We start from the raw sequence: 23,423 nt of genomic DNA on the forward strand, positions 1-23,423 counted from the left end.
GCCACTTCATGTGCAAGCTGATATTGTCCCTCCGAATCACAAACTAGGAGGCTCTATGAGCTGCTGCAAATGCCAGGAACACGGCTGGGCCGACCCGCAACCTCCGGTCTGGACTGATCCGGCGGACGGCAGGGAGTATTGCGTCTTTCATGCTCCGGTGGAGCATAAAGGCATTTCTGTAGCGGAGTTCAATAAGAAAATATTCAGACGAATAGAGGACTTTGGGGGTTCAGCACAGAACAACTCTCGTTGTGATCTAAGCGGCGTGGTTTTCCCCGGTGAAATCATTTTTGAAGAAAACACAGAATTCCCGAGTGTTTCATTCAATTACGCAATATTTACATCAAATATAGACTTTATAAATGCTTTTTTCACTGGAGAAACAGAATTCGACAACGCACACTTTAAAGGAGACGCAGATTTTTTTGGATCTCAGTTCAACGGCAGCGCATCGTTCAATTGGACAAAATTTTACGGATACACAGATTTTCGTGAAACAGAATTCTACAATAAATCAAAATTTAAACGTGCGCTATTTAATGGTGAACTAAAGTTTTGCCCTTTAAATAATTTCAAAAAAATACCAGCAAAGAGAAAAGCAATATCTTATACGACTTTTGTGGCTCTACATTCAACCATTCTGCGGAATTCAACTTTGAAGACTGCGGAGAACTACAAGGATTGATATTCAAAGATGTAAACATTGCAAATCATCATGTATTTTTCAAAAACCTTCAGAGCAAAAAGATAGCAAAAATAGATTTCAACAACATCCTTAACGTCGCCAGCCTCCACTTCGAAAACTGCCAGTGGCCCGAGGAGGAGGGGCGTATCAAGGTTGCCGCAGAGGATGAGCCGGGGCAGCTTCAGGCGAAGCGGGATTTCTATCAGCGCATGAAGCGCAAGTACAAGGACGAGCACAACGAATACGAAGCCTCGCGCTGGCATGTGTCCGAAAAGGAGGCGCAACTCAAGCTGCTGCGCCGCGCGGAAGAATACCCGCGCCTTTGGGCCATGCTCTGGCGCGAGCCCGGGGCGTGGTTCCTGTTCGCCATGCTCTGGCTGTACAGGCAGGCCAGCGGATTCGGGGAGAACCCCGGGCGGGCGGGGCTTGTCCTGCTGGGGCTCGTGGTGCTGCCCCTGCTGGCGCTGGGGGCCGCCGAGGTCGTCGGGCATTTCGTGTTGTGGTCCTGGGACTGGGGGCGGGTGGACGCCGTGGTCAAGGATTGGCTGCGCTTCCTGCCCCTGACCAGCACCCGGGGCCTGGAGAGCGTCCCGGGCTGGCGCCACGCGCTCATGGTCCTGTGGCAACTGCTGGTCACGGTGCAGGCCGCCCTGTTCGCCTTCGCCCTGCGCAACCGTTTCCGGCGCTGAGGCTGCGCCGCGAGCGGTTTTGCGGGATTTCTTCGTGCCGCGTGATGCTGCGTGATGGTGGCGGAAACCGGGCCGGGGGCTGGGGCCGGGCGGGGCCTTGGGCGGGGGGTGCGGGGAAACCGGGACTGGGGGGCCGTCGCGCAATTCCGGGTGCGTTGCTAGGAATCAAGCGTCTGGAATTATTGCTTTCCTGCCCCAAAAGGGCGTATCCTTGGGCCTACGCATCCACCCCAACCAAGGAGGCCCCATGAGCCAGCTTCTGGATGAATTCAACGCGACCCTGAAGGCCCTGAAGAGCGAAACCCCCGGCCAACTCGACGGATTCATGGAGTTCATGAAGGCCGCCAAGGCCGACGGCGCCATTCCCGGCAAGACCAAGAACCTCATCCTGGTCTCCCTGGCCGTGGCCAACCAGTGCGACTGGTGCATCGCCGTGCATGTGGCCAACGCCTTCAAGACCGGCGCCACGGCCCAGGAAGTCCTGGAAGCCGCGTGGCTGGCCGTGCTCATGGGCGGCGGCCCCAAGCTGACCTACATGAAGATCGTGCTCGACGAGATCGCGGCCAACAGCAAGTAGGCCCGGACCGCAGGGGCGGCGAGCCGCCCAGCGCGCCCCCGCCCTCCCCGGTCCGCCCCCGGAAAAGGACAGCCCCGGACCACGCGCGTGGTCCGGGGTCGTCATTTTCCGGGCTCCGGGCGGGGCCGGGAGCTTTTTTGCCGAAGCTTCAGGCCACCGGGTGAGCCGAAAGATTTCCGCTCCGGGCCCGGACCGCCGGGCGAACCGGAAGGCTTTGGGCCAAGGCTCCGGGTATCCGGCGGGCGGTTTGGGCCGATGTCTCGGACTCCCGGCAGGCCACAAGCTCTTGCCCGCTGTCCCGGGCTGCTCGGCAGCGGGCAAACCATGCCCCGGGGGCTGCCGGGCGGCGGGCCAAAACGCGCAGGGCGGCCCGGGATCGCTCCCGGGCCGCCCTTTCTGTCCGGCGCGGCGCGTGTGGCAGGCCATGCGCGCCGGGCACTGCCGCTGCGTTGCGTCAGGAGGCGTTCACCAGGAACCGCACGGCCTTACCCGGGCAACGCCCAAGGCCGGAGCCGGACGCGGGCCTCCGCGAACACCCCACCGCTGCCTTCGCGGCTAGCGCGCCGCGGGGCGCGAACCGCGCCCGCGGCCCCGGCGGCGCTCGGCGCCAGGGCGCCCGGCGTCGTTGCCGCCACGGCCCTCGCGCGGGGCGCGGTTGCCGCGCGCGTCATCGTCGCGGCCCCGGCCCGCAGCCGCCTTGCCGGGGCGCTGGCCCCGGGCGTCGGGGCGGCCATTGCCGTCCGGGCGCCCGGTGCCCTTGGCGCGGCCGTCCCGCCCGCTGCGCCCGGCGCGGTTGCCGTCAACGTCGCGCACGGCGGGAATCCGGTTGCCGCGCGCGTCCTCTTCGGGGCTGATGCGGTGCTCGATGATGCGGTTGCCGCGCGAATCATCGTCGCCCCCCGCCGGGCGCGCGGCGCGCCGGACATTGTCCTGCCCGCGCCCGCCGCTCGTGCCCAGGGCCGGGAACACGCCGTCCCCGCCCCTGGCGCCCCGGGCGTTGCCCCGGGCAGCGCCGTCGCCCGCAGCACCGCCGCTGCGCCCGCCCCGGGCCTTGCCGCGCGGGTCGTCCTGGCGCGGGTTCTCGCCCCGGGCGCGGCGCGAGGCCCCGGCGTCGGGGTCGCGGTAGGTGTCGTCGCGCTCGCTGGCCGCGCCCCAGGCCGGGGCCGCCTTGGCCGCCGGGCGCGGCGCCCGGCCGGGCCGCTGCCCGCCGCGCCGTCCGCGCTCCTGGCCCTCGCGCTCGTCCACGGGGCTGGGCGCGCCCTGGCTCTCGCGGTCGTAGTCGAAGCCGTCCAGGGTCACGCGGCGGATCTTGCGGCCCAGCAGACCCTCGACGCTGCGGACCATGATGCCGTCCTCGGCGGTGACGAGGCTCAGGGCCTCGCCGGTGCGCTCGGCGCGGCCCGTGCGGCCGATGCGGTGGGTGTAGGTCTCGGCGGTGTCGGGCATGTCGAAGTTGACCACGTGGGTCACCCGCGAGCAGTCGATGCCGCGCGCGGCGATGTCCGTGGCGACCATGATGCGGAAATCACCGCTGCGGAAGCCGTCCAGGGCCTTCTGGCGCCGGTTCTGGGACAGGTTGCCCTGCAGGAAGGTCGCCGCCCAGCCCTTGCGCTCCAGCTGCTGGGCCAGGGTCTTGGCGCGGTGCTTGGTGCGCGTGAACACGAGCACGCAGTCGTGCTCCGTGCCGCGCAGGATGGCTTCGAGCAGCGCGGCCTTGAGATGCTTGCGCACGGGGAACAGGGTGTGGCCGACGCTGGCCGCCGGGGCGGTGTTGGCCACTTCCACGCGCACCGGGTCGCGCAGGATGCCCCGGCACAGGGTGGCGATCTCCGTGGGCATGGTGGCCGAAAAGAGCAGGTTCTGGCGCTTGGCGGGCAGCTTGGCCAGGATGCGCTTGATGTCGGGCATGAAGCCCATGTCCAGCATGCGGTCGGCCTCGTCGAGGACCAGGGTGTCCACGGTGCTGATGTCGGCCTCGCGGCGGTTGAGCAGATCGATGAGCCGCCCGGGGCAGGCCACGGCCACGGTGGCCTGGCGCAGGGCCTTGACCTGCGGCGTCAGGCCCACGCCGCCGAACACGGCGGCGCTGCGGATGCCGGTCTGCGCGCCCAGGGTGACGAAAGTTTCGTGGATCTGCAGCGCCAGCTCGCGGGTGGGCGCCAGCACCAGGGTGCGCAGCGGGCCGCGCACGGGGGCGCCCGCGTCCAGCAGGCGCTGGAGGATGGGCAGGGCGAAGGCGGCGGTCTTGCCGGTGCCGGTCTGGGCCAGGCCCATGACGTCGCGTCCGGAAAGCACTACGGGAATGGCCTGGGTCTGGATGGGCGTGGGCACAGCGTACCCGGCGGCGCGAATGCCCGAGGCGATCCGCGCATCAAAGGCGAAGGAATCGAAGGTCACAAAAATATCCTATGCTTGAAGGGAAGAGGGGCGGTCCTGCGTGACGAGGGCCGCGCGGCCCGTGGGCCGTGGGTCAGAATGGATCTCCGGGACGCAGAGGGGCGCCCGCCGGGGGCGGGTCGCAGGGGCCGCGCGCCAGGGGCGGGCGGCGGAAGGCTCATGTCCGGTCACGCCGAGGTGCGTCCTATCTACGCACTTTCCCCGGGATGTAAAGGGGTATTCTTGCCCGCCAGCCCGGGCCGGGGGGCGCAGCGTCCACGGGCGGGCCCGTTCACGGGGCCGGTATTCCTCCCCGCCAGCCCGGGTCGGGGCGCAGCCCCGCCCGCCCGGCGCGGCCCCGGGGGCCCCGCAAACGTCCGGGCCCCGCGCCTTGCGGCACGGGGCCCGGGCGGAAAAAACGCAGGCGCGGCTAGTGCAGCTTGCCGCCGAACATGCTGTTCACGAACTGGTTCTTGTAGAAATCGTTGACCCGCCCGGCCAGCTGCATGCGCGCGGTCTCGGCCTCCTCCTCGCTGGGGTAGAAGGCGGCCAGGTCGCGGGCCACGCCGTCGCCCGCGTCGCCCAGGGGCTGGTCCAGGTGGACGCGGAAATACCACTGGTCGCCCTCGTAGGGCTCGTCGGGCATGGGGAAGGTCTTCTCCACCCAGCCGATGGCCTTGATGTGCGCGATGGGCACCAAGAAGCCCTCGATGGAGGCCAGATACTCGAACTCGGGGTACTCGTCGAATTCCTGCATGTCCGTTGTCCTGTTGTTGGGAGAAATGGCGGGCGCCCGGTCCGCCCCGGGGCCTCTGCGATGTATTGCCCCCGGGCGCGCGTGTCAACCTTCGCGGGGCTGCCCCGGGTCCGGCGGTCCCCACGCAGGCGCGCGTCCTTTCCGCCGGGGCAGCCGCCTGACGCTGCGGGGCGGCCCGTCAGGCCAGGGGCCGGGCCAGGGTCCAGGCCGCCAGCCACAGCCACAGCGCCCCGGCCACGGCCAGCCCGGCGGCGCGCAGCAGGCCCATGAGCCGCCGCACAAGGGCCGGAGTCCAGGCGCCGCCCTGCGGGCCCAGGCGCGGCTTGTCCACGGGCTGGCCGAAATACACGGCGGGCCCGCCCATGCCCGCGCCTAGGGCCCAGGCGGCGGCGGCCATGGGCCAGCCCGCGTTGGGGCTGGCCATGCACGCGGCGTCGCGGCGCACCAGACTCAGGGGCACGGCCGCGCCCCCCGCCAGGGGCGACACCGCCGCCACGCCCAGGGCCGCCAGCCGCGAGGGCACGAAGGCCAGCACGTCGTCCAGTCGGGCGCAGGCCCAGCCCAGGCCGCGCCAGCGCTCGGTGCGGTAGCCCCACATGGAATCCATGGTGCTCACGGCCTTGTAGGCCCACAGCCCGGGCAGCCCCAGAAGCACGAGGTAGAAGAACGGTGCCACGAACCCGTCGCCCAGGTTCTCGGCCAGGGTTTCGGCCAGGGCGCGGCACACGCCCTCCTCGTCCAGGTGGGCCGTGTCGCGGCTGACGAGCATGGCCAGGGCCCGGCGCGCGCCCTCCAGGTCGCCGCCCTCCAGCAGGGCCAGCACGGCGCGGCCCTCGGCCAGCAGCGCGCCCAGGGCCAGCCCCGCGTAGGCCAGATAGACCCCCGCCAGCCAGCCCACCCAGGGCAGGCGCGTGGCCGCCCAGGCCGCCGCCCCCGCCGCCCCGGCGGCAACGAGCACGCACAGCGCGCCGCGCAGCCGCTCGGGCCCCGGGGCCCGGCGGGCCGGGCCCTCCAGGCGCGCCACCAGCGCGCCGATGGCCCGCACGGGGTGCGGCCAGCCCTGGGGGTCGCCCAGGGCCAGATCCAGCCCCACGGCCAGGGGCGGCAGATACAGGGGAACAGGCGGCATGGTCGCTTCCGGAACGGGTTGCGCGGGCCGGGCGGCCCGCAAGGCCCGTGTAGCGCGGCGGGCTGCCGGGCGCAAGCCCGGCCGGGGCCCGGGGCCGGAGTTCCGGGGCCTTGCGCGTCCCTGGCCGCCGCCGGACGCCCGGCAGAAAAATTCCCCTGAAAGCAACGGAGGATAGGTGCTTTCCCTTTACACTGACACGCAACCCCTGCTACGTTACACTTCCAAAGCACCCGGATGACGGGTGCGTGCACACCGTTACAGGAGGGATATCCCGGGACGGCACGAGGGAACAGGGACCAAGCGGAACACACCGGGCCCCCGGGGCCCGACGAACCCTTATCTCCACGGCGGTTGCGCAATGAACAGACTTTCCTTCGGCAAGAAGATCATCCTCGGCTGCCTGGTCATGGTGACCATCACGGTGGCGACCATGGGCACGGTGGGCTACATCGGCCTGGACGGCACGCTGCGTGACCTGGGGCAGGCCACGCTGCAGACGGTCACCGACGAGGCCGTGCACACCCTGCGGATGCAAAACGACATCACCCAGGAGAAGGTCAGCGCGGATCTGGTTTCCCTGGAAAAGGAGCTGGCGCGCTTCGGCGAACTGGCCCTGGACCACACCCAGCCCGTGACCATGACCATCACCAACCAGGTCAGCGGGCAGACCGAGACCGCGACCATCCCGACCCTCATGGCCGGCGGCCAGCTCATCACCGGCGACTTCACCGTGGTGGACGACGTGCAGGCCACCGTGGGCGGCACGGCCACCCTCTTCCAGGTGCTGGACGGCAAGCTGCTGCGCGTGTCCACCAACGTGCGCAAGCTCGACGGCGGGCGCGCCACGGGCACCTACATCCCCTCCGACAGCCCGGTGTACAAGATGGTGATGAACGGCGAGACGTACCGGGGCAAGGCCTTCGTGGTCAACGACTGGTACATCACCGCCTACAAGCCCCTGCGCGACGCCTCGGGGGCCATCGTGGCCGTGGCCTATGTCGGGCGCAAGATCCTGACCACGCAGCTGGCCGAGTTCCTGGCCAGCGTCAACGTGGCGGGCAAGGGCCACAGCGTGGTCTTCAACGCCCAGGGCAACATCCTGATCCACCCGGACACGAACCTCGTGGGCAAGAATCTCAAGGACTTCCCCTTCGGCGAGACCCTGCTCGGCGCCCACGAGCAGCTCGTGGAATACGACCTGGGCGGGCACAAGTACGGCTACGTCAAGCGCTTCGAGCCCTGGGACTGGTCGCTCATGGTCACCCTGGCGGGCACGGACCTGCGCCACGGCACCGACCGCCAGCTGGTGAAGTACGGGCTGGCCAGCGGCGGCGCAGCCCTGGCCGTGGCCTTGGTCCTGGCCTGGATCTTCACCCTGGCGACCATCCGCCCGGTGCTGGCGGCGGTGAAGGCCGCCCGCCGCGCCTCGGACGGCGACCTCTCGGCGCGCATCGACGTGCGCTCCCAGGACGAAATCGGCCAGCTCTGCGCCACGTTCAACCAGGTCATGGACCGCATCGAGGAGTCCATGCGCGAGAACGCGGGCTACGTGGAGATGCTCAACGCCGTGCCCGACCCCATCTACGCCCTGGACGACGCCGGGCGCATGACCATCGCCAACGAGGCCACGCTGCGCATCGCGGGCAAGCGCCGCGAGCAGGTCACCGGGCAGCGCTGCTCCGCCGTGTTCGGCGTGCCCGAGGGCTCCTTCCGCGCCGCGCGCGAGGCCACTGCCGACGCCCAGCGCGTGGTGGAGGTCGGCGCGGGCCAGGCCCTGCGCTCCATGCGCCTGGTGCGCGTGCCCCTGGCGGGCGGCGGCGCCGTGGAGCTGGCCAAGGACATCACCGACATGGTCATCAAGGAGCGTGAGCTGCAAAAGAACCTGGAGCACATCGGCGAAGTGAACGCCAACATCCAGTCGGCGGGCATCACCCTGGCCGAGAAGCTCGGCGAGGTGGCCGCACAGATCGAGCAGGTCCGCTCCGGGGCCGACGTGCAGAGCGCCCGCGCCGCCGAAACCGCCACGGCCATGGAGGAGATGAACTCCACGGTGCTCGAGGTCGCCCGCAACGCCTCGGCTGCGGCGGGCAACGCCGCGGCGGCCACCAAGACCGCCACCCTGGGCGTGCAGGTCGTGGCCGACGCCGTGACCTCCATCACCGGGGTCCAGGAGCGCATCAAGACCCTGCAACAGCACATGGCCACCCTGGGCCGCCAGGCCGAAAACATCGGGCAGATCATCGGTGTCATCAACGACATCGCCGACCAGACGAACCTGCTGGCGCTCAACGCGGCCATCGAGGCCGCGCGGGCGGGCGACGCCGGGCGCGGGTTTGCCGTTGTGGCCGACGAGGTGCGCAAGCTGGCCGAGAAGACCATGACCGCCACCAAGGAAGTGGAGCAGGCCGTGGGCGCCATCCAGGGCGGGGCCCGCGAGGCCATCGGGGCCACCGAGCAGGCCGTGGACGAAATCGCCCATTCCACCGAGAAGGCCAACCAGTCCGGCGAGCGCCTGCGTGAGATCCAGACCATCGTGGACTCCACCGCCGGGCAGGTGCAGTCCATCGCCACGGCAGCCGAGGAGCAGTCGGCCTCCAGCGAGGAGATCACCCGCGCCGTGGACGATATGAGCCGCATCTCCAGCGAGACGGCCCAGGGCATGAGCGCCTCCGCCGAGGCCATCGACGAACTGAGCCGTCTGGCCGCGCGCCTCAAGGAGCTGGCCTCCTAGCCGCGACGGACAGGCAGAAAGACACCGCGAGCGGCGGCCCTGGCGGGCCGCCGCTCTTTTTTCGCGCCGCGCGGGCCAGCGCGCGGGCCACCGGGCAGGGCCAGCGCACGGGAGCGGTGAAAGGGCGGCCTCCGGCCCGGCCTCAGTCGGGCAGTTGCCCGGTGGCGGCCAGGGCCGTGTAGAGCAGCACCCCGGCGGCGGTGGACATGTTCAGGCTGCGCACCGCGTCCCGAATGGGGATGCGCACGTGGTCGGGATGGGCCGCGAACAGGGCCTCGGGCAGGCCGCGCGTCTCGGGGCCGAGCACCAGCAGGTCGTCGGGGCGGTAGGCGAAGCGGTCGAAGCGCGCCCCGCGCCGGGCGCTGGAAAGCACCAGCCTGCGCCCCGCCGCATGCTCCGCCAGGGCTGCCCAGCCGGGCCACACGCGCAGGTCCACGTGCGGCCAGTAGTCCAGCCCGGCCCGGCGCAGATGCTTGTCGTCCAGCAGGAAGCCCAGGGGCTCCACGAGGTGCAGGCGCACCCCGGCGGCGGCGCACAGCCGCGCCACGTTGCCCGTGTTGGGCGGAATCTCGGGCTCGAAAAGCACTATGTCCATGCGTCGCTGCTCCCTTGCGGCCCATGGCCGCGCCGGGACCATGTACCGCCCCGGGGCGGGCGCGGCAAGCCCCGTCAGCCCGGGCCGGGCGGCGCGGCCAGGCCCCCGGCCCCGGCCAGCAGCGCCAGGGCTGCGGCGGGCCCCAGGGCGCGGACCCTGGCCGGGTCGTGCCCGGCGCGCAGGTCGCCCAGGCGCCGGGCCCGGGCCCAGCCGCTGCCGTCGGGCCACAGGGTCAGGGTGAAGCGCATGGAGCGGTAGAAGGCGTCGCGCAGGGGCGAGGCGTCGCGCGACACGAGGTGCAGGGCGCGCACCCGGGCCTCGGCGTGGCCCAGGCCCACGGCCACGCGCACCAGGGTCGCCAGCAGGTAGGTGCCCAGGCCCAGCCCGCGCAGCGCCGGGGGCAGGCGGATGTCGCGGTCGAAGCGGGCCTTGCCCCGGCGCACCTCCAGGCAGAAGGGCCGCAGCCGGACCAGGGCCCAGGGCCCCACCCCGCCATCCGCCCGGACCCCGGGTCCGGCGCAGGCGGATGCGGTGGCCAGAGCCAGGCAGCCAGACGGGCCAAGGGCCTGCGGCGCCCCGGCCTCCCGGGCCGCGACGACGAAGGGCGCCAGGGCCACGCGGCAGCCCTGCGCGTCGGCCTCCACGCGCCGCAGCACGAGCACCAGCCCCGGCGTCCCGCCGGGCGCCGCCAGACAGCGGAGCAGTTCCACCCGCCGCACGAGCATGCCTCCTCCCGCGCGCCGCGCCAGCCCCCGCAGACTGGGCCGACAGCCCCGCACGGGCCGCCTTCCGGGCAGGGACCACGCTCCATGCTTGGCGCATTTCCCGCCGCCGGTCAACGCCCGGCCGCGAAAAGGCGGACGCTGCGCCCGAAGGCGCTCCCGGCTTCCCGGCGCGCCCCGCGCCCGCGAAAGAACGACAGGTGGATAAAACAAGCAGGCATGCGCCCCCGATCAGCGCTCCGCCCCGCGAGGGGACGGGGCTGGCGGCTGCGGAAGGTTCCCGGCCCCGGCGCCCGGCCCGCGCGCAAAAGAAGAGAGGCAAGCCTTGCCAGGCTTGCCTCTCGTGCGTTCGGTGGTGGGCGATCCAGGATTTGAACCAGGGACTTCCACCGTGTGAAGATGGCACTCTAACCGCTGAGTTAATCGCCCACTGTCTGGTGCCTGCGGCACCCCGCGCCCGGGTGTCGAACTTCCGGGCGGTGCCCGGCGCCGATGTGCCCTGCGCGGAGGCAAGCTATTAGCAATCCCGCAGGCCGGACGCAAGGATTTTTTTCCGCGCCCCGCAAATTTTCCCGCAGCGCCCCCCGGGCTTTGCCCTGACGGGATTTTAGGCTACTGTGGCCGAGCCAGCGGGGGAAAACACGCTGCAACCATTTGGAATATCAAGCATCGGAGACCATTCATGCGGCTGCTCGTCACCGGCGGGTGCGGCTTCATCGGCACCAATTTCATCTATGCAATGCTCGGCAGGCACGACGACCTCACGGTGGTCAACTGCGACAAGCTGACCTATGCGGGCAACCGGGCCAACCTCGCGCCCCTGGAGGCGCGCGGCGACGGGCGCTACCACTTCGTGCGCGCCGACATCGCCGACCCCGCGGCCATGGCCGCCATCCTCGCCCAGTACCGCATCGACGCGGTGGTCAACTTCGCCGCCGAGTCCCATGTTGACCGCTCCATCGCCGACCCCGAGCCCTTCATCGCCACCAACGTGCGCGGCGCGCAGAACCTCGTGCACTGCGCCATGCAGGCCGGGGTGCCGCGCTATGTCCACGTCTCCACCGACGAAGTCTACGGCTCGCTGGGCCCGGACGACCCGGCCTTCACCGAGACCACGCCCCTGGACCCCAGCAGCCCCTACTCGGCCTCCAAGGCCGCAGCGGACCTCCTCGTCGGCGCCTACTGGAAGACCTACGGCTACCCCGCCGTCATCACCCGCTGCTCCAACAACTACGGGCCCTGGCAGTTCCCCGAGAAGCTCATCCCGCTGATGATCTCCCTGGCGCGCCAGGACAAGCCCCTGCCCCTGTACGGCGACGGCACCAACGTGCGCGACTGGATCCACGTCGCCGACCACTGCCGGGGCGTGGAGCTGGCCCTCTTCAAGGGCCGCCCGGGCGCGGTCTACAACTTCGGCGGCGGCGCCGAGCTGCCCAACATCACGGTGGTGCGCACCATCCTGGCCGCCCTGGGCAAGCCCGAATCGCTGATCACCTTCGTCAAGGACCGCCCCGGCCACGACCGCCGCTACGCCATGGACCACTCCCTGGCCGCCCGCGAGCTGGGCTTCGCCCCCGAGTACGATTTCGCGCGCGGCATCGAACAGACCCTGGCCTGGTACGCCGACAACCAGCCCTGGGTGGCGGCCATCCACAGCGGCGAATACCGCCGCTTCATGGACTCCTGGTACAAGGACCGCTCATGAACGCAAACGACGCGGACACACGGCCCGCAGCCCTGGTGCTGGGCGGGCGGACGGGACTTCTGGGCATGGCCCTGTGCGCGGCCCTGGAGGCCGCGGGCTGGCGCGCCGAGGCCACCGCGCGCCCCGAGGCCGGAGACTTCGACCTGCTGCGCCTGGCCGGGCTGGTCAGGGACTGCGGGGCGCGCACGGTCTTCAACACCTGGGCCCACACCCAGGTGGACAAGGCCGAGGACGAACCCGACGAGGCCCGGCGCCTCAACGCCGTGCTGCCCGAGATCGTGGGCCGCGCCTGCGCCAGGGCCGGGGCCGGGCTCGTGCACTTCAGCACCGACTTCGTCTTCGGCGGCAAGGCCGACACCCCGCGCGACGAGGACGACCCGCCCGCCCCGGAGAGCGTCTACGGGCGCACCAAGCTCGAAGGCGAACGCGCCCTGCTGGCCCTGGACCCGCCCGGGCTGCTCATCGTGCGCACGGCCTGGCTCTTCGGCCCGGGCAAGAAGAACTTCGTGCGCACCATGCTCGACCTGTGCCGCCGCAACAACTGCGTAAGCGTGGTCCACGACCAGGTGGGCTCGCCGACCTTCACCCCCGACCTGGCCCGCTACACCCTGGCCCTGGTGGACAAGGGCGCCCAGGGGCTGTTCCATGTGGTCAACTCCGGCGAGGCCAGCTGGTGCGAGCTGGCCTCCGAGGCCCTGCGCATGGCCGGGGTGCCCTGCGCGGTGGCGCCCGTGACCTCGGCGGAGTATCCGCAGCGCGCCAAGCGCCCGGCCTACTCGGCCCTGTCCACGGCGCGCTTCACCCGGGCCACGGGCCTGACCCCCCGGCCCTGGGTCCAGGCCGTGCGCGACTACGTGCTGCGCGAGGTGGCCCCCGAGGCCTGAGCGCGCCCGCGCCCACCCGCGCCGCCCGCTCCACCCGCCCCGTCCGGTTGACACCCCCCGGGACCGTGATTAGTCACAGTGCCGGAACCCGCACCCGCAAAGGCAAAGCCCCGCACAGCAAGGAGGGGCCCGACATGCAGCTCACGCCCAGACAGCACACGGTCCTGACGACCATCGTCGAGGCCTACATCGGCACGGCCCGGCCTGTGGGCTCGCGCGCCGTGGCCAAGGCCAGCGGCCTGTGCCTGTCGTCGGCGAGCATGCGCAACACCATGGCCGAGCTGGCCGAGGCGGGCTACCTGGAGCAGCCGCACACCTCCGCCGGGCGCGTGCCCACGCCCAAGGCCTTCGCCCACTATTTCCGCAACGCCCCGGCCCGGGCCGCGCTGGCCGACAGCGAGCAGCGCGACATCCGCGACGGCCTGGGCAGCGCGGGCGCGGAGCTGTCCGCCGTGCTGCGCCACTGTTCGCGGCTGCTCTCGGCCCACGCGCGGCAGATGGGCATGGTCCTGGCGCCGGAAGGCAACGACGTGCGCTGGAAAAGCATCGACTTCGTGCTGGTGCGCCCGCGCACGGCCATGGCCGTGCTGGTGCTGGAAGGCGGCGTGATCCAGAACCGGCTGGTGGACGTGGACGAGGCCATCACCCGCGACGATCTCACGGCCTACGGCAACTACCTGAACCACCACTACGCGGGGCAGACCCTCTCCCAGGCCCGGGCGCGCATCCTGGCCGAACTGGGCGGGGCCCGCAGGCGGCTCTCGCGGCTGTACACCCGCGCCCTGACCCTGGCCCGCGACGCCGTGGCGCCCCTGGGCGAGCGCGACCTGTTCTGCGACGGCGCCCTGCACCTGCTGGGCCAGCCCGAATTTTCCGATGCCCAGGCCCTGCGCGAGTTGCTGCGCATGCTCGATGACAAGAAGCGCCTGCTGGAACTGCTGGAACGCACCATGGAGGCCGGGGGCGCGCGCATCAGGTTCGCCGCCGCCGAGCCCGGCCCCGGCGCGGGCGACTACGGGCTGGTGTCCGCACCCTACGGCGGCGCGGGCGCGGCCCGGGGCGTCATCGGGGTCATCGGCCCCCTGCGCATGGACTACGCCAAGGTCGTGCCCGTGGTGGACTTCACCGCGCGCATGCTCACCGAACTGCTGGAAACCCGCTACTGAACAAAGGATCCCCCGACCATGACCAAGGACAGCACGCAGGACCCCCTCCTGGACGGGGCCCCCGCCGCCCCCGAGGCTGCGGACGGCGCCTCCGCCGCCGTGGAGCTCGAACTCACCGCCGACGAATTGCAGGCCCTGTGCCGCGACCGCCTCTGCCCGGCCTGCCCCGTGGCCGCCCAGGCCGAGGACGACCGCCTGCGCGCCCTGGCCGAGCTGGACAACACCCGCAAGCGCCTGGAGCGCGAAAAGGAGGAGCACCGCAAGTACGCCTCCGAGAAGGTCCTGGCCGACCTGCTGCCCGCCCTGGACAACCTGGACCTGGCCCTGGAGCACGCCCCAAAGGACGAGGCGGCCAGAAACTTCGTACTGGGCGTGGACATGACCCGCAAGGCCCTGCTGGACGCCCTGGCGGCCAACGGGCTCGTGCCCGTGGGCGAGGCCGGGGCCGAGTTCACCCCCGAGCTGCACGAGGCCGTGGGTCAGGACCAGCGCGACGACCTGGCCCCCAACACCGTGACCCGCGTGCTCCAGCGCGGCTACAAGCTCAGCGGCCGCCTGCTGCGCCCGGCCAAGGTCATGGTCAACGCCGGGCAATAGCCCGCACGGCCCCTTGGGCCCCAAAAGCCGGGTGCCGCGCGCGCCCGGCTTTTTTTCGCCCCGCGCCGACCCGCCCGGCCCAGGTGAAAAAAGTTGCACCCGCCTCTTTACAACCGCAATCACGGCCTTACATCCATTCCCAGCAAACAGCGGCGCGGCGCAGGCCGCGCTTTCGATTGACCCCCTACGATATTTCGCATCAGGAGGAGCACGCATGGGCAAGATCATCGGCATCGACCTCGGGACCACCAACTCCTGCGTCTACATCATGGAAGGCAAGGACCCGAAGTGCATCACCAACCCCGAGGGCGGGCGCACCACGCCGTCCATCGTGGCCTTCACGGACAAGGAACGCCTGGTGGGCGACCTGGCCAAACGCCAGGCCGTGACCAACCCGGAAAAGACCGTCTTCGCCATCAAGCGGCTCATGGGCCGGGCCTTCGACGAGCCCGAGATCGCCAAGTGGAAGGGCTCGTGCCCCTACAAGCTGGTCAAGCACTCCAACGGCGACACCTACGTGGAGATCGCGGGCAAGACCTACAGCCCCGCCGAAATTTCGGCCATGATCCTGCAAAAGCTCAAGGCCGACGCCGAAGCCTACCTGGGCGAGAAGGTCACCGAGGCGGTCATCACCGTCCCGGCCTACTTCAACGACTCCCAGCGCCAGGCCACCAAGGACGCGGGCCGCATCGCGGGCCTGGACGTCAAGCGCATCATCAACGAGCCCACGGCGGCCTCGCTGGCCTACGGCTTCGACAAGAAGGCCAACGAGAAGATCGCCGTGTTCGACCTGGGCGGCGGCACTTTCGACATCTCCATCCTCGAGGTGGGCGACAACGTCGTCGAGGTCCGCGCCACCAACGGCGACACCTTCCTGGGCGGCGAGGACTTCGACCACCGCGTCATCGACTACCTCGTGGGCGAGTTCAAGCGCGAGAACGGCATCGACCTGTCCGCCGACCGCATGGCCCTGCAGCGCCTCAAGGAGGCCGCCGAGAAGGCCAAGAAGGAGCTGTCCACCGCGCAGGAGACCGAGGTCAACCTGCCCTTCATCACCGCCGACCAGACCGGCCCCAAGCACATGCTGGTCAAGATCTCGCGCGGCAAGCTGGAAAAGCTGGTGGAAGACCTGGTGGAGCGCACCGTGGGCCCCTGCAAGAAGGCCCTGGCCGACGCCGGGCTCTCGCCCGCCGACATCGACGAGGTCGTGCTCGTGGGCGGCATGACGCGCATGCCCCTGGTGCAGCAGAAGGTGGCCCAGCTCTTCGGCAAGGAGCCCAACCGCTCGGTGAACCCCGACGAGGTGGTGGCCATGGGCGCCTCCATCCAGGGCGGCATCCTGGCTGGCGACGTGAAGGACGTGCTGCTGCTCGACGTGACCCCGCTCTCCCTGGGCATCGAAACCCTGGGCGGCGTGTTCACCAAGCTCATCGAGCGCAACACCACCATCCCCACCAAGAAGAGCCAGGTGTTCACCACTGCGGCGGACAACCAGCCCAGCGTGTCCATCCACGTGCTCCAGGGCGAGCGCCCCATGGCCGGCGACAACATGACCCTGGGCCGCTTCGAGCTGACGGGCATCCCCCCGGCGCCGCGCGGCCTGCCGCAGGTCGAGGTCAGCTTCGACATCGACGCCAACGGCATCGTCAACGTCTCGGCCAAGGACATGGGCACCGGCAAGGAGCAGTCCATCCGCATCACCGCCTCCTCGGGCCTGACCGACGCCGACATCCAGCGCCTGGTCAAGGAGGCCGAGGCCCACGCCGACGAGGACAAGCAGAAGCAGAAGCTCATCGAGGTCCGCAACCAGGCCGACACGCTGATCTACACCTCCGAGAAGTCCATCCGCGACCTGGGCGACAAGCTCGACGCGGCCACCAAGGCCGACATCGAGGCCAAGGTCGAAGCCCTCAAGGGCCTCATGGACAGCGGCGACGCCCAGGCCATCGAAAAGGCCACAGCCGAGCTGGCCCAGGCCTCGCACAAGCTGGCCGAGAAGCTCTACCAGCAGCAGAGCCAGCAGCCCGGGGCCGACCAGCCCGGCGACGCGGGCCCCCAGGCCGGGCGCAAGCAGGACGACGACGTGGTGGACGCCGACTACAAGGAAGTCTGAGCCCGGCCCGGCGGGCCCTCGCGGGCTTGCCTTTGGCCCGGAACATGGATAGCTTGGCCTGTCCGCCCATACGGCGGGCAGGCCATTTTTCCATCCTCAACCGGGCGGCCACCTGCCGCCCGACGTTTTGCGAAGCCATGACACCCGACCCGACCCTCCGGCCCCTGCGCCTCCTGCTTCCCGCCGCCCTGTGCGCCCTGCTGCTGGCCCTGACCCTGCTGGCGGGCTGCGGCCCCAAGCCGCCCGTGGCCCGCACCCCCGACGCCCAGGCGGGCATGCCCGTGCGCGACCTGGAATCGCGCGCCCTCCAGGCCCACCAGGACGGCGACCACGCCACCAGCGAAGACCTGCACCGCCGCCTGCTCAACCGCGGCGGGCTGGACCCCGACCAGGAGGCCGAGGCCTGGCAGCGCCTGGCCGACAGCGCTGCGGCCCTGGGCCACCTGGACCTGGCCCGCAAGGCCCTGGACAACATCGCGCGCCTGCGCCCCGACGCCCGCGACGGCTGGGACTACAACCGCGCCCTGGTCGAGGTCCTGGTGCGCTCGGGCAAGCCCGAGCAGGCCCGGGCCCACCTCGACAGCCTGCTGCGCGACTCCGCCCGCCCGTGGGACCTGCGCCTGCGCGCCGGACTGTCCGTGGCCCGCGACCAGTGGACCGAGCGGCGCTACGAGGAGGCCATGCGCACCCTGGAGCGCCTGTACGCCGACTCCCCCGAGCCCTCGCCCCTGCCGCGCGGGCAGCTCGAAGCCGGGCTGCTGGCCGAACTCCAGGACCTGGACGACGCCATCCTGGCCGATCTGGTGCGCCTGACCCCGCCCCAGTCGCAATGGAATTTCCCCTACACCATCGTGCGCCTGGAGCAGGCCCGCCGCCTGGGCCTGCAGGAAAAGAACTGGCCGTCGGCCTGGCGCATCCTGTCGGGCATCTCGCGCCAGGGCGAGGTGGCCGACCGGACCCTGGTGGGCGGCGTGCTGACCCCGCTGCGCTCGCGCTTCGGCGTGCCCTCGGGCGGCGTGGCCCTGGCCCTGCCCCTGTCGGGCCCCTTCGGGGAAATCGGCTGGAAGGTGCTGCGCGGCGCGGGCGCCGCCCAGTGGGGCATCGTCTCCCAGGGCGGGCAGATGGTCGTGCACGTCGTGAACACCGACACCCCGGGCTGGCTGGACGAGATCGCCGCCCTGCCTGCGGATTGCACGCTCATGGGCGGGCCGCTGCAACTGGAGCGCCTGCACGAGATGCAGGGCCGCGCGCTGCTGGCCCGCCGCCCGGTGTTCGCCTTCCTGCCGCGCCTGGAGGGCCCCCAGGAAGGCAAGGACGCCTGGCGCTTCTTCAGCAGCGTGGAGGACCAGACGCGCGCGCTGCTGGACCTGTCCGCCGGGAAGCTGGGCATCCGCAGCCACGCGGTGCTGGCGCCCGACGCGGCCTTCGGCCAGCGCTACGCCCAGGCCTTCGCCCAGCAGGCGGCGGCCCATCAGGCCGAAATCAAGACCACGGGCACCTACCCGGGCGACGACCCCACCCGCTGGGGCGCCGCCGTGGCCGCCCTGCTGGGCACCGACCCGCGCGCCGCCAAGGACCGCCGCGTGCCGCCGCGCCCGGGGTTCCAGGCCGTGTTCCTGCCCGACGGCTGGTCCCAGGCCAAGGTGCTGGCCCCGCAATTCTTCTTCTACGACGAAGACCGCCTGCTGCTGCTGGGCCCGGCCCTGTGGGCCCAGGGCCTGGAGCAGGACCCCGCCGTGGAGATGAACTACTTCCGGCTGGCGGTGTTCCCCGGCGCATGGTGGGCCGAGAACCCGGCCCCTGGAGCCCGTGCCCTGCACGAGGCCCTGCGCGCCGACGGCCTGGGCGCCCCCGACCTGTGGGTCGCCCTGGGCTACGACTTCATCCACCTGGCCCAGGCCATCGCGCCCCTGCCCGCTGGCTGGACCCCGGGCGTGGTCAACGACGCCCTGGCCGGGGCCCGCGAGGTGCAGTGGAGCATGGCGCCCATGCGCTGGGACGCCGCAGGCCAGGGCAGCCAGGAGCTGTTCCTGTTCCAGCCCGTCCAGGGCGGCTTCCTGCCCGTGGACCTCGCGCGGCTGGCCACGCAGCTCGAGCGCACCCGCGCGCGCCACGACGAGCGCGCCAGCTCCATCCGCCAGCGAAACGAGATCGAGACCCTGCGCCGCATGCAGCAGGCCGACCCCGAGAACCAGGAAGTGAACCAGCGCCTGCACGAGCTGCTGGAGCGGCAGCGGGCGCAGTGAGCCGCAGCCCGGCCCGGCCCGCACCCAAGGAGACACGCATGAAAGTCAGCCCCCAAGAGGTCGCGCGCATCGCCGCCCTGGCGCGCCTGGGCATCGACCAGGACCGCCTGGACGCCTTCGCCGCGCAGTTCAACGACATCCTCGACTACATGGCCCTGCTCGGCCAGGTGGACACCACGGGCGTGGAGCCGCTCTACTCCCCGGTGGACGGCCCCACCCGCCTGCGCGAGGACAAGGCCGAGAGCCGCTACTCCCGCGAGGAGATTCTGGCCTCGGCCCCGGAAACCGACGGCGCCCATTTCGTCGTCCCCAAGATCGTCTAGCCCGGGGAGCCGCCCATGTCCGAGTTGCACACCATGACCCTGACCGGGCTGCGCGAGGCCCTGGCCGCCGGGCGCGTCAGCGCCGAGGCCGCCACCGCCGCCACCCTGGAGCGCATCGCCGCCGTGGAGCCCACGGTTCACGCCTTTGTCACCGTCACCGGGCAGCAGGCCCTGGCCGAGGCCCGGGCCCTGGACGCCCAGGGCCCGGACCCAGCGCGGCCCCTGTGGGGCGTGCCCGTGGCCGTGAAGGACGTCATCGCCGTCAAGGGCGCGCCCACCACCTGCGGGTCGCGCATCCTGGAGCATTTCACGCCCTGCTACGACGCCTTCGTGGTCCGCAGGCTGCGCGAGGCCGGGGCGGTCATCGTCGGCAAGACCAACATGGACGAGTTCGCCATGGGGTCGAGCACCGAGAAGTCGGCCTTCGGCCCGACCACCAACCCCTGGGACCCCGCGCGGGTGCCCGGCGGGTCCAGCGGCGGCTCGGCGGCTGCGGTGGCCGCCGGGGAGTGCTTCGGCGCCCTGGGCACGGATACCGGCGGCTCCATCCGCCAGCCCGCGTCGTTCTGCGGCTGCGTGGGCCTCAAGCCCAGCTATGGCCGCGTGTCGCGCTGGGGTTGCGTGGCCTACGGCTCAAGCCTGGACCAGGTCGGGCCCATGGCCCGCACGGTGCCGGACGCGGCCCTGCTCTACCAGGCCATCGCCGGGTTCGACGCCCAGGATTCCACCAGCGTGGACACCCCCGTGCCCGACGCCCTGGCGGCCATGGCCGCGCGCACGGACCTCGCCGGGCTGCGCATCGGCGTGCCCCGCGAGTATTGGGGCCAGGGGCTGGCCCCCGAGGTGGAGGCCGCCTGCCGCGCCGCCCTGGACGCCGCCACGGCCCAGGGCGCGACCCTGGTGCCCGTGGACCTGCCGCACACGCCCTACGCCGTGGCGGCCTACTATATCATCGCCATGGCCGAGGCCAGCTCCAACCTCGCGCGCTTCGACGGCGTGCGCTACGGCCTGCGCGACGCGGACGCCCGCGAGCTCTTGGACATGTACGTGCGCTCGCGCAGCCGGGGCTTCGGCCAGGAGGTCCAGCGGCGGATCATGGTCGGCACCTATGTGCTCTCGGCGGGCTACTACGACGCCTACTACCGCAAGGCCGCCCAGGTCCGGCGCCTGATCCGCCAGGACTTCGCCGCGGCCCTGGAGCACTGCGACGTGCTCTGCGGCCCGGTGTCGCCGGTCACGGCCTGGCCCCTGGGCGCCATGGACGCCGACCCCGTGCAGATGTACCTGATGGACATCTTCACCATCAGCCTGAACCTCGCGGGGCTGCCGGGCCTGAGCCTGCCCGTGGGCCTGGGCGCGCAAAGCGGCCTGCCCGTGGGCCTGCAACTGCTGGGCCCGGCCTTCGGCGAGGCCGAGCTCCTGGCCGTGGCGGGTGTGCTGGAACGCGCCCTGGGCCCCCTGCCCGCCCCGGGGCTCTAGGCCCCTGTTGCGCCCCCTCGCCAGGCCAAACGCTTTTTCGGACATGACCCCAGCGCCGGAGGGCGCCCGCCCATGACCATCGCCGTGGCCGTCAGCGGCGGCACGGACAGCACCTTCGCCCTGGCCCTGCTGCGCGAGGCCGGGGAGCGGGTCGTGGCCGTGCATGGCCACTTCCTGCCGCCGGACCCGGCGCGGCGCGAGGCCGTGCGCGCTCTGGGCGCCACCTGCCGTGCCCTGGGCGTGCCCCTGCACGAGGTGGACCTCACCGACGCCTTCCGGCGCCTGGTGGTGGAGCCCTTCGTGCGCGACCACGCGGCGGGGCTGACCCCCAACCCCTGCGCCCGCTGCAACCCGGCCATGAAATTCGGCCTGCTGCTGGACGCCGCGCAGGGCCTCGGGGCCGACCGGCTGGCCACGGGGCACTACGCGCGCCTGGACGGCGCAGGCGAGGCCGTGCGCCTGCTGCGCGGGGCCGACCCCGCCAAGGACCAGAGCTACTTCCTGGCCCTGGTGCCCCGGGAGCGCCTGGCCCGGGCCGTGCTGCCCCTGGGCGCCTGGACCAAGGCGCGCGTGCGCGCCGAACTGGCCGCGCGCGGGCTGGCCCCGGCCCATTCGGAAGAAAGCCAGGACATCTGCTTCATCCCCGGCGACGACCACTGCGCCTTTCTGCCCGGGGCCGCCGCGCGGGCCGGAGTGGCCCTGCCCGGCCCGGGGCCCATCGAGCTGCCCGGCGGCGCCCGCGCCGGGCGCCACCAGGGCCTGTGGCGCTACACCCTGGGCCAGCGGCGCGGCATCGGCGTGGCCCACAGCGAGCCGCTCTACGTCATCGGCAAGGACATGGCCGCCAACACCCTGCTGGTGGGCCCGCGCCCGCTGCTGGAGGCCCGGGGCTGCACCACGCGCGGGGCCAACGTCCTGGTGCCGCCCGGGGAGTGGCCTGCGGCCCTCACGGCCCAGACGCGCTACCGCCAGCAGGCCAAGCCCGTGGCCGTAGAGCACCACGCGGGCGGCCTGGCCCTGACCTTCCTGGAGCCCCAGTCCCTGCCCGCGCCCGGGCAGGTGGCCGTGGTCTACGCGCCGGACGGCGCCGTGCTCGCGGGCGGGATCATCGCCTGACCATGCCCGCCGAGCGCTTCCACTGCCTGACCCTGGGCTGCCGCATCAACCAGTACGAAACCCAGGCCCTGCGCGAAGCCTGGGCCGCCCTGGGGCTCACCGAAACCGGCGACCCGGGCCGGGCCGGAGTCATCCTGGTCAACTCCTGCGCGGTGACGGCCAAGGCCGTGGCCGGGCTGCGCGCGGCCCTGCGCAGGCTCGCGCGCCAGAGCCCCGGGGCCCGGCTGGTGCTCACGGGCTGCGCGGCCCAGGCCCACGGCGCCGAGCTGGCCCGGGCCTTCCCGGGGCTGGCCGTGGTGCCCCAGGCGCGCAAGGCCGAACTGCTGGCTGGCCCGCCCGGACCCCCGGGAGCGCCCGCCCTGACTGCCCCAAGCCCTGGCACCTCCCTCCCCGCGACCACCCGAGCCGCCGCAACCGCCCCCGGCGCATTCGGCACCCCCGTCCCCGCCCCGGCTCCGCCCGGCGCCCGCCCGCCGGACCCCGCCGGGGCAGCTCCCGCCGCTGCCCCTGCCGCCCCGGCGCCGGGTGACGCCGCTCCCGGCCTTCTTGCCGCCCCCGCCGCCCCCCGGGCCTTCCCGCCCTTCGCCGTGCGCGGCTCGGCCCGGGCCCGGGCCGCAGTGATGGTCCAGGACGGCTGCTCCCAGGGCTGTGCCTACTGCATCGTGCCGCTGACGCGCGGCGGGCCGGTGAGCCGCGAGCCCGGGGCGGTGATCGCCGAGGTGGACGCCCTGTTCGCGGCGGGCTGGCGCGAGGCCGTGCTCTCGGGGGTCAACCTGCGCCAGTACGGCCTGGGCCAGGGCCGCGACTTCTGGGACCTGCTGGCGGCGGTGGACGCCGCCCTGGCCCCGCGCTGGGCCGGGCGCGCGCGGCTGCGCCTGAGTTCGCTGGACCCCGCCCAGCTCGGCCCCAGGGCCCTGGACGTGCTGGGCGCCGCGCGGCTGGTCTGCCCGCATCTGCACCTGTCGCTGCAAAGCCTGGCCCCGGCGGTGCTGCGGCGCATGGGCCGGGGCCACTACGGCCCCGAGGGCGTGGCCGACGCCGTGGCGGGCCTGGGGTCCATCTGGCCCGTTTTCGGCCTGGGAGCGGACATCCTGACCGGATTTCCCGGCGAAACCGAAGACGAGTTCCGCCAGACGCTGGCGGGCTGCGCGAAACTCCCCCTTTCCTACGCGCACGTTTTCCCGTATTCTCCCAGGCCAGGCACGGCGGCGGCCCGCCTGCCCAGGCAGCTGCCCGGCCCGGAGAAGACCGCACGGGCAACGGCCCTGCGCGCCGTGGCCTGCGCCGCCAGCGAAGCCTTCGCCCGCCGTGCGGCGGCCCTGCCCGGGGTGGACGTGGTCCTGGAATACGGCGACCCGCGACGCGGCGTGAGCGAGCATTTCACGCCCTGCCGCCTGACCGGCCCGGCCCCCGGGGCCGCCCCGCGCGACCTGGTCCGCGCCCGGCCCGTGGCCGCACGCGGCGCGGAGCTGGACGTGGACCAGGCCTGACCCCCGGCCCGGCCCGGGCGAGAACGACACGCACACCACCCGC

Annotated in this window: 20 protein-coding genes and 1 tRNA gene; 14 read left to right on the forward strand and 7 right to left on the reverse strand. The window is 71.8% G+C overall.

The genetic code is table 11. The features are described 5' to 3' along the window. Nucleotides 1-55 precede the first annotated feature (55 nt). Nucleotides 56-685, forward strand: a complete 630-nt coding sequence (locus tag G495_RS21680) for a pentapeptide repeat-containing protein (RefSeq protein ID WP_156939630.1) — start codon at nt 56-58, stop codon at nt 683-685. Here G495_RS21680 and G495_RS21685 read toward each other — a convergent pair. After that, nucleotides 673-921: a hypothetical protein gene (locus G495_RS21685; protein WP_156939631.1), complete on the reverse strand. Its 249-nt coding sequence runs from the start codon at nt 919-921 to the stop codon at nt 673-675. The two genes, G495_RS21680 and G495_RS21685, sit on opposite strands and share 13 nt — an antisense overlap. On the opposite strand from G495_RS21685, the gene G495_RS0107560 reads away from it, so the two are divergent. Then, entirely contained in the window at nt 895-1,374 is a 480-nt protein-coding gene (locus G495_RS0107560) for a hypothetical protein (RefSeq protein WP_028587310.1), read from the forward strand. The two genes, G495_RS21685 and G495_RS0107560, sit on opposite strands and share 27 nt — an antisense overlap. 247 nt (nt 1,375-1,621) lie before the next feature. Further along, on the forward strand, nt 1,622-1,951 hold the full coding sequence (locus G495_RS0107565; RefSeq protein ID WP_028587311.1) for a carboxymuconolactone decarboxylase family protein: 330 nt from the start codon (nt 1,622-1,624) through the stop codon (nt 1,949-1,951). A 555-nt stretch (nt 1,952-2,506) separates the two neighbouring features. On the opposite strand, the gene G495_RS22945 is transcribed toward G495_RS0107565, so the two are convergent. From G495_RS22945 to cbiB, 3 genes are all read right to left on the reverse strand, one after another. Further along, entirely contained in the window at nt 2,507-4,348 is a 1,842-nt protein-coding gene (locus tag G495_RS22945) for a DEAD/DEAH box helicase (RefSeq protein ID WP_084458000.1), read from the reverse strand. Between the two features lie 409 nt (nt 4,349-4,757). Further along, nucleotides 4,758-5,084 carry a hypothetical protein gene (locus tag G495_RS0107575; protein WP_028587312.1) on the reverse strand — a complete coding sequence of 109 codons (327 nt, stop codon included), beginning with the start codon at nt 5,082-5,084 and terminating at the stop codon, nt 4,758-4,760. 178 nt (nt 5,085-5,262) lie between these two features. After that, on the reverse strand, nt 5,263-6,213 hold the full coding sequence (gene cbiB / locus G495_RS0107580; RefSeq protein ID WP_028587313.1) for an adenosylcobinamide-phosphate synthase CbiB: 951 nt from the start codon (nt 6,211-6,213) through the stop codon (nt 5,263-5,265). A 358-nt stretch (nt 6,214-6,571) separates the two neighbouring features. Here cbiB and G495_RS0107585 point away from each other — a divergent pair, with 358 nt between their 5' ends. Beyond that, on the forward strand, nt 6,572-8,944 hold the full coding sequence (locus G495_RS0107585; protein WP_028587314.1) for a methyl-accepting chemotaxis protein: 2,373 nt from the start codon (nt 6,572-6,574) through the stop codon (nt 8,942-8,944). A gap of 142 nt (nt 8,945-9,086) precedes the next feature. Here the strand turns inward: G495_RS0107585 and G495_RS0107590 are convergent, their stop codons facing one another. The 3 genes from G495_RS0107590 to G495_RS0107600 form a co-directional block, all read right to left on the reverse strand. Beyond that, complete coding sequence (locus G495_RS0107590; protein ID WP_028587315.1) at nt 9,087-9,539, reverse strand: tRNA (cytidine(34)-2'-O)-methyltransferase; 453 nt, start codon at nt 9,537-9,539, stop codon at nt 9,087-9,089. A 74-nt stretch (nt 9,540-9,613) separates the two neighbouring features. Continuing rightward, nucleotides 9,614-10,264, reverse strand: a complete 651-nt coding sequence (locus tag G495_RS0107595) for a hypothetical protein (RefSeq protein ID WP_028587316.1) — start codon at nt 10,262-10,264, stop codon at nt 9,614-9,616. A 350-nt stretch (nt 10,265-10,614) separates the two neighbouring features. Beyond that, nucleotides 10,615-10,690: transfer RNA gene (locus tag G495_RS0107600), tRNA-Val, on the reverse strand. A gap of 253 nt (nt 10,691-10,943) precedes the next feature. On the opposite strand from G495_RS0107600, the gene rfbB reads away from it, so the two are divergent. The 10 genes from rfbB (at nt 10,944) to G495_RS18205 (ending at nt 23,380) form a co-directional block, all read left to right on the forward strand. Next, the gene (rfbB, locus tag G495_RS0107605; protein ID WP_028587317.1) at nt 10,944-11,966 is read left to right on the forward strand and encodes a dTDP-glucose 4,6-dehydratase; all 1,023 of its coding nucleotides are present in this window, start codon (nt 10,944-10,946) and stop codon (nt 11,964-11,966) included. Then, nucleotides 11,963-12,850, forward strand: a complete 888-nt coding sequence (gene rfbD / locus G495_RS0107610) for a dTDP-4-dehydrorhamnose reductase (RefSeq protein WP_028587318.1) — start codon at nt 11,963-11,965, stop codon at nt 12,848-12,850. Before rfbB ends, rfbD begins: the two co-directional genes overlap by 4 nt. A 134-nt stretch (nt 12,851-12,984) precedes the next feature. Then, nucleotides 12,985-14,016, forward strand: coding sequence for a heat-inducible transcriptional repressor HrcA (gene hrcA, locus G495_RS0107615; protein WP_028587319.1), 1,032 nt, complete (start codon nt 12,985-12,987; stop codon nt 14,014-14,016). Between the two features lie 18 nt (nt 14,017-14,034). Continuing rightward, the gene (gene grpE / locus G495_RS0107620) at nt 14,035-14,613 is read left to right on the forward strand and encodes a nucleotide exchange factor GrpE (protein WP_028587320.1); all 579 of its coding nucleotides are present in this window, start codon (nt 14,035-14,037) and stop codon (nt 14,611-14,613) included. 214 nt (nt 14,614-14,827) lie between these two features. Beyond that, nucleotides 14,828-16,726, forward strand: a complete 1,899-nt coding sequence (dnaK, locus tag G495_RS0107625; protein ID WP_028587321.1) for a molecular chaperone DnaK — start codon at nt 14,828-14,830, stop codon at nt 16,724-16,726. A gap of 137 nt (nt 16,727-16,863) precedes the next feature. After that, entirely contained in the window at nt 16,864-18,972 is a 2,109-nt protein-coding gene (locus G495_RS18200) for an ABC transporter substrate-binding protein (protein WP_051445176.1), read from the forward strand. Nucleotides 18,973-19,010: 38 nt separating this feature from the next. Continuing rightward, nucleotides 19,011-19,295 carry an Asp-tRNA(Asn)/Glu-tRNA(Gln) amidotransferase subunit GatC gene (gene gatC / locus G495_RS0107635; RefSeq protein WP_028587322.1) on the forward strand — a complete coding sequence of 95 codons (285 nt, stop codon included), beginning with the start codon at nt 19,011-19,013 and terminating at the stop codon, nt 19,293-19,295. A gap of 15 nt (nt 19,296-19,310) precedes the next feature. Beyond that, nucleotides 19,311-20,774: an Asp-tRNA(Asn)/Glu-tRNA(Gln) amidotransferase subunit GatA gene (gatA, locus tag G495_RS0107640; protein ID WP_028587323.1), complete on the forward strand. Its 1,464-nt coding sequence runs from the start codon at nt 19,311-19,313 to the stop codon at nt 20,772-20,774. 72 nt (nt 20,775-20,846) lie between these two features. Next, nucleotides 20,847-21,890: a tRNA 2-thiouridine(34) synthase MnmA gene (gene mnmA / locus G495_RS0107645; protein ID WP_028587324.1), complete on the forward strand. Its 1,044-nt coding sequence runs from the start codon at nt 20,847-20,849 to the stop codon at nt 21,888-21,890. A 2-nt stretch (nt 21,891-21,892) separates the two neighbouring features. Next, nucleotides 21,893-23,380, forward strand: a complete 1,488-nt coding sequence (locus tag G495_RS18205) for a radical SAM protein (RefSeq protein WP_051445177.1) — start codon at nt 21,893-21,895, stop codon at nt 23,378-23,380. The last annotated feature ends 43 nt before the right edge of the window (nt 23,381-23,423 follow it).

Source organism: Desulfocurvus vexinensis DSM 17965 (assembly GCF_000519125.1).
Lineage (GTDB): Bacteria > Desulfobacterota > Desulfovibrionia > Desulfovibrionales > Desulfovibrionaceae > Desulfocurvus > Desulfocurvus vexinensis.